Origin of the sequence: Mycolicibacterium austroafricanum (genome assembly GCF_000612725.1) — a bacterium.
Classification (GTDB): domain Bacteria; phylum Actinomycetota; class Actinomycetes; order Mycobacteriales; family Mycobacteriaceae; genus Mycobacterium; species Mycobacterium austroafricanum.
In genome coordinates, this window is the sequence record NZ_HG964457.1 from 64,592 (window position 1) to 79,435 (window position 14,844).

Here is a 14,844-nt window from a genome sequence, read left to right on the forward strand (position 1 = left end):
GGTGCACAGCGGGCCCTGCCCGACCGGGGACGGCACAGCCTGGGACTCGCTGTCCTACGTTGCGGGCGCGCGGTTCTGCGATGATGGCGAACGTGGCCGACGCCAACCGCGACCTCGCGGATTTCCTCAGACGCGCTCGCAGCGCGGTCGACCCGGCGCGGGCAGGCCTTCCTGCCGACGGCCGGATCCGCCGGGTGCCGGGCCTGCGCAGGGAGGAGGTGGCGCTGCTGGCGGGCGTCTCGACCGACTACTACACGCGTCTGGAGCAGGGCCGGCGGATCACCCCGTCGGCGGCGGTGCTCGATGCGATTGCCCGGGCCCTCGATCTCGGCGAGACCGGCCGGGTCCACCTGGGCCGTCTCGTCCAAGCGTCGCCGACGCGCCGCAGGTCCTCGCGGCCGGTGCAGCGCGTCAGACCCGGGCTGTACCAACTGCTGGACTCGCTGGACGGCACGCCGGCGATGATCCTCGGCCGTCGCACCGACGTGCTGGCGACCAACCGCGCCGCCCGCGTGCTGTTCGCCGACTTCGACGCGATGCCCCCTCGTGAGCGCAACTACGCGCGGTGGATGTTCACCTCAGAGCAGGCACGAAACCTGTTCGCGGACTGGCCGGTCCAGGCCCGAACTGCCGTCGAGAACCTGCGTTTGGATTTCGGCGGCGACCCGCACGATCCGGCCGTCATCGAACTCGTCGACGAATTATCCGCTGCCAGTGCGGAATTCCGGACGTGGTGGGCCGAACACCGGGTGTTCCAACGGACGTACGGAACCAAGCGGTTGCGACACCCGGTCGTCGGCGACCTGTCGGTCGACTACGAGACCTTCACGATGCCCGGTGACGCGGAGCAGACGCTGTTCGTCTACCTCGCCGAAGCGGGGACCCCGTCCCGCGACGCACTGAACCTGCTGCTGAGCTGGAGTGCGAATTCGCTGTAGTCGGTCAACGTCAGCGTGACCGACGACACCGAAATCGCAAGTGCTACCGGCCCGCCGCGACCAGCTCGCGGAGCTCCATGGCGGGGTTCTCCCGTTGCACGGTCTCCAGGCGCCATTTGGTGGAGAACACCGCCAGCATCACGCCGTCGGTTCGGGTGAAGACCTCCACCGCGGCCATCTTCGCCAGCGCCTCGGCGTCGGCGGGATCGCAGATGCGGGCGATGGTGTAGGGGAGCGGCTCGAGAGCGATCGGGGCGCCGAACTCGGCGGCCATCCGGTGGCTGGCCACCTCGAACTGCATCGGCCCGACGGCAGCCAGGACGGGAGCCTGCTCGCCGCGGCGATCCGAGCGCAACACCTGCACGACGCCTTCCTGGTCGAGCTGCTCGATGCCCTTGCGGAATTGCTTGTGCTTACTCGGGTCGGTGCCCCGCGCGACGGAGAAATGCTCGGGCGAGAAGCTGGGAATCGGCGGGTACTGCACGGCGATGTCCTGGTAGAGCGTGTCGCCCGGGCGCAGTGCGGCGGCGTTGGCCAGGCCGATGACATCGCCCGGCCAGGCGGTGTCCAGCGTCGACCGTTCCCTGCCGAACACCGACTGCGCGTACTTGGTGACGAACGGTTTACCGGTGGACGCGTGGGTGAGCACGTCGCCGCGTTCGAACGTGCCCGAGCAGACCCGGGCGTAGGCGATGCGGTCGCGGTGGGCGGAGTCCATACCTGCCTGGACCTTGAACACGAACGCACTGAACGGTGCGGCCGCCTCGCGGCGGTTGCCGTCGATGTCGAGTGCTCCGTTCGGTGACGGCGCGAGTTGGGCGAGCACGTCGAGCAGTTGGTTGACGCCGAAATTGAGTGCGGCCGAGGTGAACAGCACCGGCGTCGAGGTGCAGTCGAGGAACGTGTCCGGATCGAAGTCGGCGCCGTCGGCGCTCAGCAGCTCGGACTCCTCGACGGCGTTGTCCCAGTCCACCCCGGCCGCGTCATGCGCTTTGTCGGGGTCGATGTGCTCCTCGGGGGCTGCGGTGGCGCCGCCCGCGGTGCGGGTGAAGCGGATGAACTTTCCGGTGCGCCGGTCGAGCACGCCCTTGAAGTCGCCGGCGATACCGACCGGCCAGGTCAACGGTGTCGGGCGCAGCCCGATCTGAGACTGGATTTCGTCCATCAGCTCCAGCGCGTGACGGCCCGGACGGTCCCACTTGTTGACCACGGTGATGATCGGGATGCGGCGATGGCGGCAGACCTGGAAGAGCTTCAGCGTCTGCGGTTCGAGGCCCTTGGCCGCGTCGATGAGCATCACCGCCGAGTCGACGGCGGTCAGCACCCGGTAGGTGTCCTCGGAGAAGTCCGCGTGGCCGGGGGTGTCGAGCAGATTGATGACGCAGGTGTTGCCGGCCTGCGTGATGTACGGGAACTGCAGTGCCGTGGACGTGATCGAGATGCCGCGGGCCTTCTCCATCTCCATCCAGTCCGACACCGTGGCGCGCCGCCCGGCCTTGCCGTGGATGGCGCCGGCCTCGGTGATCGCCTTGGCGTGCAGCACCAGAGCCTCGGTCAGCGTGGATTTGCCTGCGTCGGGGTGGCTGATCACTGCGAACGTTCTGCGGCGTCGCGCCTCGGCCGAGACGAGGTCGGCTCGATGACCGGCCGCGGTGGAAGTCGTCATTATGTGTCCGATTTTATTGGCCGCGGTCGCGAAACCGTAATCGCGACCGCACGGCAGCCCGGGCGCAGGCTGCCTGCGGCCTCAGGCGACCCGTGTGGCACACCAGCCCCAGGCATCCGCGGTTGTCAGGGATCTACTCGCACGTTCTCTGAAATAGGCGGATACCTGTGACTGACGCTAGTGCGCGGCCTCGTCGAGTTCCCGTTTGGTTTCGTCGTCGAGTTCGATGTCGCGCACCGCGGTGTTCTCCTCAAGGTGGGCGACCGATGACGTCCCCGGGATCAACAACACATTGGGCGCCACCGCAAGCGTCCACGCCAGCGCGATCTGGGCCGGGGTGTGGCCCAGGTTGCGCGCCTCCCGCACCACCGCAGGATGATTGAGCACCGGGTTGTCCGGCGCGAAACCCGAGCCCAGAGGGAAGAACGGCACGAAAGCGACGCCGTGCTCCAGGCACAGGTCCAGCACCGGCTGCGACGTCCGGTCGACGAGGTTGTAGGCGTTCTGCACGCACACGATCTCGGTGCGGTCCAACGCGATTCGCAAATGGTCGACACCGATGTTGCTCAGTCCGATGCCCGCGATCAGACCTTCGTCGCGGGCCCTGGTCATCGTCGAGAGCTGACGGTCGAACAGTTCGCGGTTCAGCTCGGCCGGCCCCGCGCCGCCGTCGCTGCCGAAGACCCGCAGGTTGACGGCCGCCAGCCGGTCGGTGTCGAGCGTGCGCAGGTTCTCCTCGAGCTGGTCGTACAAGTCGTCGGGTTCCTGCGCGGGCAGCCAGTTGCCCTGGCCGTCACGCTTGCCGCCCACCTTGCTGACCAGCGCGAGGTCAGCGGGGTAGGGGTGCAACGCCTCGCGGATGAGCTTGTTGGCGACGTTTGGCCCGTAGATCTGCGCGGTGTCGATGTGGTTGATGCCCAACTCGACGGCACGCCGGAGAACTGCGATGGCCTGATCGTGGTCGCGGGGCGGCCCGAAGACGCCCGGACCCGGCAGCTGCATGGCGCCGAAGCCGACGCGGCCAACCGGGTACGAACCGAGCTGATAGCTGTCCATTGTGGTTACCGACGCGGATTCGGCGCGATTTCTTCCCGTTTCACGGTCGGAAATCACGCCGAAATCACTCGGTCAGTCCTCGCCGAGGATCTGGTAGACCTCGCGGCGTGCGTTGTTGACGATGTCGACGATGCGCCGCTGCTGTTCCGGCGTCGCCGCGTGCGCCGACTGTGCGACCGCGCCCATCAGCTGGCCGACGGCAGCACGCAGACCCATCGCTTCCGGAGCTTCGTCCTTGAAAGCCTCGGTGATTTCGTCCCACGGCGCGGTCTCGATCTTCTCGGCAGCTGCACGGCCGTCCTCGGTCAGCTCGAAAAGCTTTTTGCTGCTCTCGGTTTCGGCGGCCGTCAACAGACCTTCGTCGACGAGCAACTGCAGGGTGGGGTAGATCGAGCCGGGGCTCGGCTTCCAGAGCTGCTGGCTGCGATCGTCGATCTCCTGGATCATCTCGTAGCCGTGCATCGGCCGGTCGGTGAGCAGTTTGAGGATCGCGGCGCGCACGTCTCCGCGCCTGCTGCGCCCGCCTCCGCGGGGTCCGCCGCGGCGGCCGGCCCGGCCACCGGGGCCGAATCCGAAACCGGGGCCGAACTTTCCGCCGCCGGGGCCGAAGCCGCCGAAGCCAGGGCCGAAGCCCGCGTCGCCGCGATGTTCGCGAACGTGGTCGTGGAATTCCCGACGGGCCTGACGGCGACGGTCGTGCACGGCGCGGCGGTCTTGCGGGTCGAATCCGAAGCCGAATCCTCGGCGGTCGAACGGGTTTTCCGGGGGGGTGAAGGGGGTGTTCATGTGAGCTCTTTTCTTCGTCGAGGAAGCACGAAGCATGCTTCCGATACGTTTACGATATATCGGAAGCTATCGCGATGCAACGATGATCTGGTGTCAGTCGTCCAATCGGTCGATCACCGAACGGGCCCACTCGGCCTGCATCGCGTTCAGGCGCAGCCCGTAGTCGAGTGCGGCGAACCCGAAGAAGCTCTCGTCGGCGGGGTCGACGGCATGCCCGCCGGTCAGCGATTCCCGCAGTTCGGTCAGCCGCCGAACCTCGCCGTCGGCCTCCTCGGCCATGGCATGCAGATGGGCGCGTGCCTGCTCGGGTGGGACCAGGCCGAGTAGGAAGACCCGCAGCAGTCCTGCGCTGCGGACCGGCGGATCGTCCTGACGGTCGGCGACCCAGCGCTGCAACTCGGCGCGTCCGGCCTCGGTGATCCGGTACTCCTTGCGTCCGCGCGGGCCGACCGCACAGACCTCGATCAGCCCGCCTGCGGCCAGCTTGTTGAGCTCGGAGTACAGCTGGCTCTGCGTGGCGGGCCACACGTTGGCCATCGATTTCTCGAACTGCTTGAGCAGGTCGTATCCGCTCGCGGAGCCCTCGGCCAGCAGGCCGAGTGCCGCTATCCGAAGGCTCATGGCGGCATAGTACGGCCCGGGCGCTCCTATATTCCACTATTGACATGTCATAAGTGGGATGTCTGGGTGGGGTGATCAGCGACAGGAGGTTGCACCCCGATGACCGAAACCACCTCAGACCAGGCCGACTCCACACTTATCGGGGCCGGGGAGTTCTTCCAGGTCGGCAACTACGCGCCCGTCGCCGACGAACTGACCGCGTTCGACCTTCCCGTTGAAGGGGCGATCCCGCCCGAACTCGACGGCTGGTACCTGCGCAACGGCCCCAACCCGCGGCAGCCCACCGGGCACTGGTTCACCGGCGACGGCATGATCCACGGCGTCCGCATCGAGAACGGGCGCGCCGCCTGGTACCGCAACCGGTGGGTGCGCACCGACAGCTTCGTCGACCCGTTCCCGCTGTACAACCCGGACGGCACCCGCAACCTGCGCGCCAGCGTCGCCAACACCCACGTCGTCAACCACGCGGGTAAGACGCTGGCCCTGGTGGAGTCGTCGCTGCCGTACGAGATCACCAACGACCTGGAGACGGTCGGCGCCTACGACTTCGGCGGCAAGCTCGTTGACGCGATGACCGCGCACCCGAAGATCTGCCCGACCACCGGCGAGCTCCACTTCTTCGGCTACGGCAACATCTTCACCCCGCACGTCACCTATCACCGGGCAGATGCCAACGGCGAGTTGGTGATCGACCGGCCGCTCGATGTGCCCGCGCTGACGATGATGCACGACTTCGCACTGACGGCGAACTACGTGGTGTTCATGGACCTGCCGATCGTGTTCAACGTCGACATCGCGGTGAGTGGTCGAGGCGACATGCCCTACCGCTGGGACGACGGCTACGGCGCCAGGTTCGGCGTGCTGCGCCGCGACGATCCGTTCGGTCAGGTGCGGTGGTTCGACATCGACCCGTGCTACATCTTCCACGTCGCGAACGCGCACGATGACGGGCGCACGCTTGTGCTGCAGGCCGTCCGGTATCCCGAATTATGGCGGGAGAACGGTGGATTCGACGCCGACGGGGTGATGTGGACGTGGACGATCGACCTGCAGGACGGGACGGTGCGCGAAAGTCAGCTCGACGATCGGGTGGTGGAGTTCCCCAGGATCGACGACCGGCTCGCCACGCTGCCCGCCCGGTATGCGGTGTCCGTCGGCGACGCCGGCCTGATCCGCCACGACCTGGTCACCGGTGCCGCGGTGGAACACCGGTTCGGCACCGACAGCGCACCGGGCGGCCCGGGGGAGGCGGTGTTCGTCCCGTCCACGTCGGGGCCCGCCGACGAGAGTAGCGGCTGGTACCTCGGCTACGTGTACGACCCGGAACGCGACGGCAGTGACCTCGTCATCATCGACGCATCCGACTTCGGTGCTCCGCCGGTCGCCAAAATCAATCTGCCGCAGCGGGTTCCGTACGGCTTCCACGGCAACTGGATCTCGGCGTAACGGTCAGGACGGCGGGGTGAACCCGCCGGGGTGCTGTGGTGGCGGTCCCGGCGGTGGGGCGGGTGGCCACGACTGCGGGGCCGTCGTCGGGGGCTGCGGCGGGGCGGGCCAGACCGGCCCCGGCTGAAGCGGTTGTTGTTGCAGGCGTCCCAGTTCCCGGCGGTGCCGTTCGGCGAGTACGGCGGCGAGCACCAGCGCCGGTGGGGTCCCCGGTGGCGGAGGTGGGGAGATCTGCGCGACGACGTCGGAGGCGATCCGGTAGGCCATCTGGTCCCGCACCTGAGGATCCAACTGTCTTGCCCGCGAGAGGAACTGGCGCGCAATCTCGGCCTGGGAGGGACTCAGCCCGGACAGCGCAAGGGTGGTGGCCCACCACGCCAACTGTGGCGGCATCACCGGGGGAGGGGACTGCCTGGGAGCGCGTTCGCTGATCACGACGGTGCCGGCGAAGATGTCGCCGATGCGTTTGCCCTTCGGCGAGAGCAGGCTGCACAGCACCGCGGGGCCGCCGGTCAGCATCCACAGCTCGATCACGCCGGCCAGCGCGCGGAACAGGGCCTGACGGAACCGCTCCGGGCTGCCGTCCTCGGAGACCACCCGCAGGCCGAGCGCCAGCTTGCCCAACGTCTTGCCGCGGGTGGCCGTCTCGAAGATCGTCGGATAGCCCACCAGGGCGAGCACCGTGAAGATGATCAGCACCGCGCCGGAGAACGCCGGGTCGAACTGGGTCAGCGTCACCGCCCACAGGATCACGCCGAGGACGTAGACGACGAACACGACGGTGACGTCGATCAACGCCGACAGCACACGGACCGGCAACTGGGCGATCTGCACGTCGAGCACGACCGCGTCACCGGTCACCACGGGTTGACGCTGGGCGACCATAATCAGCCACGCTACTAAAATCTCGGACGTGGATGTCGATGCGTTTGTCCTGGCGAACCGGCCGACGTGGAACCGCCTCGAGCATCTGGTGAAGAATCGGCGCCGGCTCACCGGCGCCGAGGTCGACGAGCTGGTCGATCTCTATCAGCGGGTGTCGACCCATCTGTCGATCGTGCGGTCCTCGTCGTCGGACGCGGTCCTGGTCGGCAAGCTCTCCGGTCTGGTGGCGCGGGCGCGGGCGGTGGTCACCGGGGCGCATGCGCCGCTGTGGCGGGAGTTCACCCGGTTCTGGACGGTGTCGTTCCCCGTCGTGGTGTACCGGTCGTGGCGGTGGTGGGTGGCCTCCGGAGTCGTCTTCTACGCCGTCGCCGCGGTGATCGCCGTGTGGGTGGCGCACAACCCGGAGGTGCAGGCCTCGATCGGCACACCCAGCGAGATCGAGCAGCTGGTCAACCACGAATTCGCCAACTACTACAGCGAGCACCCGGCGGGCTCTTTCGCGCTGCAGGTCTGGGTGAACAACGCGTGGGTGACGGCGCAGTGCATCGCCATGTCGGTGCTGCTCGGGATTCCGATTCCGTACATCCTTTTTCAGAATTCGGCGAACCTCGGGGTCAACGCCGGCCTGATGTTCCAGGCGGGCAAGGGGGACATCTTCCTCGGGCTGATCACCCCGCACGGGCTGATCGAGCTGACCGCGGTGTTCGTCGCGGCCGGCGTCGGCATGCGGCTGGGTTGGTCGGTGATCTCACCCGGTGATCGTCCGCGCGGGCAGGTGCTGGCCGAGCAGGGCCGCGCAGTGGTCGCGGTGGCGATCGGGCTGGCCGTGGTGCTGATGGTCGCCGGGGCGATCGAGGGATTCGTGACGCCGTCGTCGCTGCCGACCTTCGTGCGCGTCGCGATCGGGGTCGCGGCGGTGGTGGGCTTCTTCGGCTACGTCTTCCATTTCGGCCGCAGGGCGGTGAGGGCCGGGGAGACCGGCGACGTCGAGGACGCCCCCGACGTGGTGCCCACGGGCTGAGGAGGTCTGGCGAGCAGACGTAAACTTGCACGAATTGCGGCTTCAAAGTGCGAGTTTGTGACTGCTCGCGGTGTGGGCGGCGCGCCAGAGATGCTCCTTGATCCGCTCCGCGAATCGTTCCGGAGAGATCCGGACGTCGGTCACGGTGATCGGAATGACGGTCCATGCCGCATGCTGAAGCCCGGCGAATCGAGCCTTGTCCTTGAGCATGGCGTCCCGGCCCGTGTGCCAGTCGACGCTCTCGTACTCGGCGGCCACCAGGAGCTCGGGCCACGCGAAGTCCACTCGCCAACTGTCCCAGGCGCCATGCACGACGTACTGCAGTTCTGGCCGGGGCACGCCGTAGTCGTGCATGGCCAGCCGTGCCTCGCTCTCCATCGGTGACTCCGCGCGAGCGTCCGCCAGCGGAAGCAGTTCCCGCACCGCCACGATGCCGCGTCTCCCTCGCTGCTCGGTCACGGCCGCATGCAACTCGACAGGTGTGCACAGACCTGTACGCAGGGCTGCGTCGAGCGTTGCCAGAGCGCGGGGCCGGTGCAGTGTGCGAGCGACCTCGATGGCGGTCCACGCCGGAGAGGTGGCAAGCCGGCCGCGCACTCGACCCAGCGGTGCTCCTACGCGCTGGTGGACCATCAGGCCGACGGTCGGTCTGACTCTTACGCCGGGGTCGAGTATGTGGACTGCAGAAGTGGCCTCGTTGTCGAATCCGTACAGCGCCGCAGCGGTGCCCATACACGCGACCGCAGGTTGTCCGACATAGCTGTCCAGGGCCTGCAGCCTGCCCAGGTAATCAGGTTCGGTGGCGGCGTAGACGCCGTGCCACACCCGGATCAGCTCCCCCTTTCGCACGCGGACGTCGAGCTGCTGCCGGGTCATGACGCGAAGCAGTGCCGCGGTTGTCGCGTAGCCGCCGCTGTTCCTGAACAGGTCCTCGACCGCGTGTTCCACAGTCGAATCGTCGGGCCGCCGTTCGACCTCCCGGAGCAGATGAAGGGGCCGGTGTGGATGGATCCCGTTCTGTGGATACCGGATTGGTGCCGAGCAGACACAAACTCGCGCAATTCGCCGGGAAAGCGTGCGAGTTTATGTCTGCTCGCGGTCAGAGGTGGGAGGGGCTAGAGGCGGCCGGCGGCCTTCATCGCCAGGTAGTGGTCGGCCAGGTCGGGGGCGAGATCTTCCGGCGGCGCATCCACCACGTCCACCCCCATGGCCCGCAGCCGGGAGGCGACCGCCCGGCGGTCGTTGCGGGCGCGCTCGGCGGCGGCCGCGTCGTACACCTCGACGGCGTCGGCACGGCCCGCCGCAAGCGTGTCGACCCGCGGATCGGCCACCGCCGCGACGATCACCCGGTGCTTGGCGGTCACCTGCGGCAGTACTTTGAGCAGCCCCTCGTCGATCGCCGACGCGTTCAGGTCGGTCAGCAGCACCACCAGCGCCCGGCGCCGCACCCGGCGCTGCACCGCCGCGACCATCGCGCGCGCATCCGACTCGATCAGCGACGGCTCCAGCGGCGCCATCGCCGCGACCAGTTGGGCCAGCAGCTCGGTGCGTGACGCGTTGACGACGGCTGCGCGGGTCTCGCGGTCGTGGGCCAGGAAATCGACATGGTCACCGGCGCGGGCGGCCAGCGCGGCCAGCAGCAGCGCGGCATCCATGGACCAGTCCAGTCGGGGCCAGCCTGTAGCGGGATCCGATCCGGTCGGGTCGACGCCGACCCGGCCCGCCGACGTGCGCCCGGTGTCCAGCACGATCAGCACCCGCCGGTCGCGCTCCGGACGCCAGGTGCGCACCACGACGTCGGCGCGCCGCGCGGTGGCGCGCCAGTCGATCGAGCGGACGTCGTCGCCGACCACATACTCGCGCAGCGAGTCGAACTCGGTGCCCTGCCCGCGGATCAGCACGGGCGTCATCCCCTCCAGCTCCCGCAGCCGGGCCAGCCGCGACGGCAGGTGCTTGCGGGACAGGAACGGCGGCAGGATGCGGATCTGCCACGGCACCCGGTGTGAGCCCTGCCGCCCGGCCAGCCCGAGCGGACCGATCGCCCTTGCGGTCACCAGCGCCGACACCTGGTCGCCGCGGCGCACCGGCCGCAACTCGGTCTCCAGCAGAACCCGTTGTCCGGCAGCAATATTCACCCGATGCACGCGCGGTGCCCCGCGCGCACTCGGCGCCCAGGCGTCACGGACCAGGCCGCGGAACCTCGCACGCCCAGAGTTGCGGACGGTCAGCTCCGCGGTCACCGGCTGCCCCAGCCGCGCCGACGTCGGCCCGCCACGCGTCAGCTCGAGCGCGCGCGGACTGCCCGCCAGCGCGACGTCCGCCAGCACCGCGACCGCAAGCAGCGCTGCCAGCACCGCGTACGTCGCCGCCGGGTAGGGTGACAGCACCACCGGCAGCGCGCACAACAGTGCGATCAGCCCGGCCCGACCAGTGAGAACCACTGTGCCGTCGGCTATCTCGGCACGGGCACCGCGGACAGGATGCCCTCGATCACACCGTCGGCGGTGGCGCCCTCGAGTTCGGCCTCCGGTCGCAGCGCCACCCGGTGCCGCAGCGTCGGCCTGGCCATGGCCTTGACGTCGTCGGGTGTGACGTAGCCGCGGCCCGACAGCCAGGCCCACGACCGCGCAGTGGACAACAGCGCCGTCGCGCCACGCGGGGACACCCCGAGCTGCAACGACGGGGAATTCCTTGTCGCGCCGACGATGTCGACGATGTAGCCGAGCACCTCGTCGCCGACAAGAACCTGGCGGACCGCTTCCCGTCCCGCGGCGAGCTCGGCGGGACCGGCGACGGGTTTCACGAAGGACAGATCCCGCGGGTCGAACCCGTTCGCATGCCGGTTGAGGATCGCGATCTCCTGATCCCGCGGGGGCAGCGGCACATTGAGCTTCAGCAAGAACCGGTCCAGCTGCGCCTCCGGCAGCTGATAGGTGCCCTCGTACTCGATCGGATTCTGGGTGGCCGCGACGATGAACGGATCGGGCAGCGGGCGCGGCTGGCCGTCGACGCTGACCTGCCGTTCCTCCATCGCCTCCAGCAGCGCGGCCTGGGTCTTGGGTGGGGTGCGGTTGATCTCGTCGGCCAGCATCAGGTTGGTGAACACGGGGCCCGCGCGGAACTCGAACTCGGCGGTGCGCGCGTCGTAGACCAGCGATCCCGTCACGTCGCCGGGCATCAGGTCGGGGGTGAACTGCACCCGCTTGAAGTCCAACTGCAGCGCGGCCGCCAACGTGCGGACCAGCAGTGTCTTCGCCACGCCGGGCACGCCCTCGAGCAACACGTGGCCCCGACACAGCAGCGCGATCACCAACCCGCTCACCACGGCGTCCTGTCCGACGACCACTTTGGCGATCTCGGCGCGAAGGGCCATCAACGCGTTGCGGGCGCCCTCGTGATTGGTGGGCTGTGTCACGACTGTGCGACCTGCCTTTCGATGTCGTCGAGCGCGCGGGCCAGGGTGACCAGATCGGCGTCGGTGTCCGGGGGCTGCCCGTACAGAGTATGGGCGACGGTCTGCGGGTCCAGGCCGCACCGGGCCGCGACCGCCTGGCTGACCGCCTCCGGCGGCGCGCCGGGGGTCAGGCCGAGACGGGGCAGCATGCGCTGGCGGGTCGCGGTGCGCAGCGATTCGGCGGCGACGTCCCTGGCGCGCCGGGACCGGTACAGCCGGCCGCGCCCCTCGGCGGTCTCCGAGGCACGCACCACCACGGGCAGTGCTTCGGCCACCAGCGGGCCGACCCGCCGTCCCTTCCACCACGCCAGCAGTGCCACCGCCAGGATCAGCTGTAGCACCATCCAATACACCTGTGCGGGAATGAGATCCGTGAGCGACGCGGCGCCGCCGGACTCGCCGCCCTCGCTGCGCTGCGGCGCGTACCAGATCATCCGCGGGTGTGTCCCCGCGAGGTTCATCGCCAGCGCGGCGTTGCCTTCCTCGGCCAGGCCCGCGTTCATCAGGAACTGTTCACTGCCCACCACGGTGATGGTGCGTCCGTCGTCGGTGTAGCGCGCCAGCACGCCGTCGTAGCAGCGGGTCACCGCGGTCGAACCCTGAGCTTCGTAGGTCTCGGCGATGCCGAACTGCACGGTGCCGGCCCGGTTGGCTTCCCGCAGATCGCAATCGGGGGCCAGCCCGCCGAATTCCGTCGTCTCGGCACGGCGCAACTCGGGGGCCAGCTCCTCGCGGGTCTTGCCGATCGGAGCGATGAGCAGCCGGTCCCCGGGTGCGGCGGCGAGCCGGCGCAGCTGGTCGTCGTCGTACAGATGGTAGGTCTGCGCCGCGACAACCAGGGTGTCCTCGCGCGCCTCGCGTTCGACATCGGCGATCGAAGCGGCCTCGACGACGGTGACGCCGTGTTCGCGCAGCAGGGTCATCAACGCGAGCACACCGTCGGACGAGGTGGAGGTCGGATCCAGATGCCCACCCGGGCGCGGCGCGGTCAGCCAGGTGGTCAGCGCGGCGACGGCGACGATCGCGACGACCGCGGCCAGCGCCCAGCGCAGTCCGCGCCACCGGTCGGTGATGGTCGCCCCGACAGCGGTGCTCATCGGACCTCGGCCCACGGCTGGTGAGCCGCATCGGCGTGGACGGCAACTGAACTCGGCGTCCGGCTGCCAAGGTGGTCGTCCAGCGCGGCGATCATCCGGTACTGCGGCTCGGTCGCGGGTTGCTCACCGTAGGTGACATCGTTGAAAGTATCTGCAGCGGTGGACAATTCGCCGGAAAGGGCCGGTAGGGCCCGGCCCGCGGCGCGGGCCAGCTCGGTGGCTGTGCGCCCCGGAACAGGATCGAGGACACCGTTCTCTTCCAGCTGACGGGCGATCGCCCGTACCCGGTGCCGCACGGCCGGGGCCCAATCACCGGACGCGGCATGGCGTTCGGCGGTGGCCCGGTGCTCGGCGGCGCTGAGGATGTGGTCGCCGAACAGGGCAGGCCCGGTGCTGCGGTCGCTGCGCATGGCACGCCGGGCGATCCGGACCGCGACGACCACCGCGACGACGAGCAGCACCAGCAGGACGGCCACGGTGTACCAGCCGCCGGGGAACTTCGCGGCCGAGGCGGTCAGCCGGTACAGCAGTTGCTCGATCCAGTCGTAGAGCATGTCCATCGGCGAGGGCTTGGGGTAGATGGCTTTGGCGAGCTCGTTCTGGGCCGCCTCCTGCGCCGCGTCGCGGTCGATGTCTATCGTCGACACGTCAACGCGGGCCGGTGAGCCAGAGATCGTCGGTGGAGTCCGCGGGCGCCTGCGGGCCAGCCGCGGCGCCGGTCTGCAGCACCAGGTCGAACGCCTCGGCCCGGATCCGACGGTCGGTGTACTGCAGGACCGTCACGCCGGCGCTGAACGGGCCGGTGATGATCTGGCCGACGGCCCCGCCGACCGAGAACAGCACCATCGAGATCATCGCCGCGGTCGTGGTCGCCGACGCGGTGAGCACCGCCTGCCCGCCGATGCTGAACGGGATCGACACCGCCCCCGCAATGAACTGGGCCACGATCGCCGCCAGCAGCCAGATCCCGAAAACCCGCCAGAAATCGCTCTTGATCAGCGCGAACGACCGCTTCACCGAGGTCACGATGTCGCGCCGCTCCAGCACGATGACTGCCGGCGCGAACGTCAGCATGACCGACACCCAGACCGCCGCCAGGATCGACGCGAGCACCAGCGGAGCGGCGATCAGGAACGCGGCGGGGCCGTCGATCACGGCCACCGCCAGCACGACGATCAGCAGCACGACCCCGAACCACACGATGAGAGCGAGCGTCTTGAGCACCGTGAACCCGATCAGCGCCCACAGTCGCGGGCGCAGCCGCCGCCACGCCTCGCCGATGGTGATGTCCGCGCCGAACACCGAACGCCCGATCACGACGGTCAGCAGGCCGCTGAGCAGCGTCGTCGACAGCCCGGTCGTGATCGCGGTGGCAAGGCTGGACGCCATCCAGCTGACCAGCACCTCGGTGGAGGCCTCGTCACCGTCCAGGGTTGAGGCGACCTGGCCGGTGAACGCGAACGGCCACAGCGACAGCAGCAGCGCGACGATCTGCGATGCGATCACCACGATCGCTGTAAGGCCCAGCGTCGCTTTGGGATTGGTGCGGATGTAGGCCACCGCGCCGTTGAAGATGTCGGACAGCGTCAATGGGCGCAGCGGGACGACGCCGGGTTTGATGACCGGCGGCAGACCGAACTGCGGAGGATATCCGGGCGCACCATAGCCAGGGGCGTAGCCGGGGGGGTGCCAGTACTGCGGCGGTGCGCCGTAGCCGGCGGGCGGGTAGCCCGGATACCCAGGTGCGGGATATCCGGGGGGTGGTGGCCCCGCCGGACCGTATCCGCCGGCGTTGTAGGTCATGATCACCATCCTGTCGATCGCCGACGGAATTGACAACGTCGGCAGTCGCGAGGGGCCGCCCGTTTTGCTCC

General features: G+C 69.0%; 14 protein-coding genes. 3 read left to right on the forward strand and 11 right to left on the reverse strand.

Translation table 11 applies throughout. The features are described 5' to 3' along the window. Window positions 1-80: 80 nt before the first annotated feature. Window positions 81-938, forward strand: a complete 858-nt coding sequence (locus tag BN976_RS25255) for a helix-turn-helix domain-containing protein (RefSeq protein ID WP_109489664.1) — start codon at window positions 81-83, stop codon at window positions 936-938. Window positions 939-981: 43 nt separating this feature from the next. Here BN976_RS25255 and BN976_RS25260 read toward each other — a convergent pair whose 3' ends face one another. The 4 genes from BN976_RS25260 to BN976_RS25275 form a co-directional block, all read right to left on the reverse strand. After that, complete coding sequence (locus BN976_RS25260) at window positions 982-2,604, reverse strand: peptide chain release factor 3 (protein ID WP_036375140.1); 1,623 nt, start codon at window positions 2,602-2,604, stop codon at window positions 982-984. A 177-nt stretch (window positions 2,605-2,781) separates the two neighbouring features. Further along, the gene (locus tag BN976_RS25265; protein ID WP_036375141.1) at window positions 2,782-3,660 is read right to left on the reverse strand and encodes an oxidoreductase; all 879 of its coding nucleotides are present in this window, start codon (window positions 3,658-3,660) and stop codon (window positions 2,782-2,784) included. A 72-nt stretch (window positions 3,661-3,732) separates the two neighbouring features. Beyond that, window positions 3,733-4,446 carry a PadR family transcriptional regulator gene (locus tag BN976_RS25270; RefSeq protein ID WP_036375143.1) on the reverse strand — a complete coding sequence of 238 codons (714 nt, stop codon included), beginning with the start codon at window positions 4,444-4,446 and terminating at the stop codon, window positions 3,733-3,735. Window positions 4,447-4,539: 93 nt separating this feature from the next. After that, on the reverse strand, window positions 4,540-5,067 hold the full coding sequence (locus BN976_RS25275; RefSeq protein WP_036375145.1) for a PadR family transcriptional regulator: 528 nt from the start codon (window positions 5,065-5,067) through the stop codon (window positions 4,540-4,542). 99 nt (window positions 5,068-5,166) lie between these two features. Here BN976_RS25275 and BN976_RS25280 point away from each other — a divergent pair, with 99 nt between their 5' ends. Next, window positions 5,167-6,513: a carotenoid oxygenase family protein gene (locus BN976_RS25280; RefSeq protein ID WP_036375147.1), complete on the forward strand. Its 1,347-nt coding sequence runs from the start codon at window positions 5,167-5,169 to the stop codon at window positions 6,511-6,513. 3 nt (window positions 6,514-6,516) lie between these two features. On the opposite strand, the gene BN976_RS25285 is transcribed toward BN976_RS25280, so the two are convergent. Continuing rightward, window positions 6,517-7,398, reverse strand: a complete 882-nt coding sequence (locus BN976_RS25285) for an RDD family protein (RefSeq protein ID WP_036375149.1) — start codon at window positions 7,396-7,398, stop codon at window positions 6,517-6,519. Between the two features lie 28 nt (window positions 7,399-7,426). Here BN976_RS25285 and BN976_RS25290 point away from each other — a divergent pair, with 28 nt between their 5' ends. Beyond that, complete coding sequence (locus BN976_RS25290; RefSeq protein ID WP_011782583.1) at window positions 7,427-8,419, forward strand: stage II sporulation protein M; 993 nt, start codon at window positions 7,427-7,429, stop codon at window positions 8,417-8,419. A 42-nt stretch (window positions 8,420-8,461) separates the two neighbouring features. Here the strand turns inward: BN976_RS25290 and BN976_RS25295 are convergent, their stop codons facing one another. The 6 genes from BN976_RS25295 to BN976_RS25320 all read right to left on the reverse strand — a co-directional run bounded on the left by BN976_RS25295 (window position 8,462) and on the right by BN976_RS25320 (window position 14,773). Next, complete coding sequence (locus tag BN976_RS25295) at window positions 8,462-9,367, reverse strand: type IV toxin-antitoxin system AbiEi family antitoxin domain-containing protein (RefSeq protein ID WP_036375152.1); 906 nt, start codon at window positions 9,365-9,367, stop codon at window positions 8,462-8,464. 167 nt (window positions 9,368-9,534) lie between these two features. Beyond that, window positions 9,535-10,860, reverse strand: coding sequence for a DUF58 domain-containing protein (locus tag BN976_RS25300; protein ID WP_036375155.1), 1,326 nt, complete (start codon window positions 10,858-10,860; stop codon window positions 9,535-9,537). Between the two features lie 11 nt (window positions 10,861-10,871). After that, entirely contained in the window at window positions 10,872-11,834 is a 963-nt protein-coding gene (locus BN976_RS25305; RefSeq protein ID WP_011782580.1) for an AAA family ATPase, read from the reverse strand. Continuing rightward, window positions 11,831-12,970 (reverse strand): DUF4350 domain-containing protein, encoded by a 1,140-nt coding sequence (locus tag BN976_RS25310; RefSeq protein ID WP_011782579.1) that lies wholly within the window; start codon window positions 12,968-12,970, stop codon window positions 11,831-11,833. Before BN976_RS25310 ends, BN976_RS25305 begins: the two co-directional genes overlap by 4 nt. Then, complete coding sequence (locus tag BN976_RS25315; RefSeq protein ID WP_011782578.1) at window positions 12,967-13,617, reverse strand: DUF4129 domain-containing protein; 651 nt, start codon at window positions 13,615-13,617, stop codon at window positions 12,967-12,969. The genes BN976_RS25310 and BN976_RS25315 overlap by 4 nt, the downstream gene beginning before the upstream one ends. Before the next feature lies 1 nt (window position 13,618). Further along, window positions 13,619-14,773 (reverse strand): DUF7847 domain-containing protein, encoded by a 1,155-nt coding sequence (locus BN976_RS25320; protein WP_199559011.1) that lies wholly within the window; start codon window positions 14,771-14,773, stop codon window positions 13,619-13,621. Window positions 14,774-14,844 lie beyond the last annotated feature (71 nt).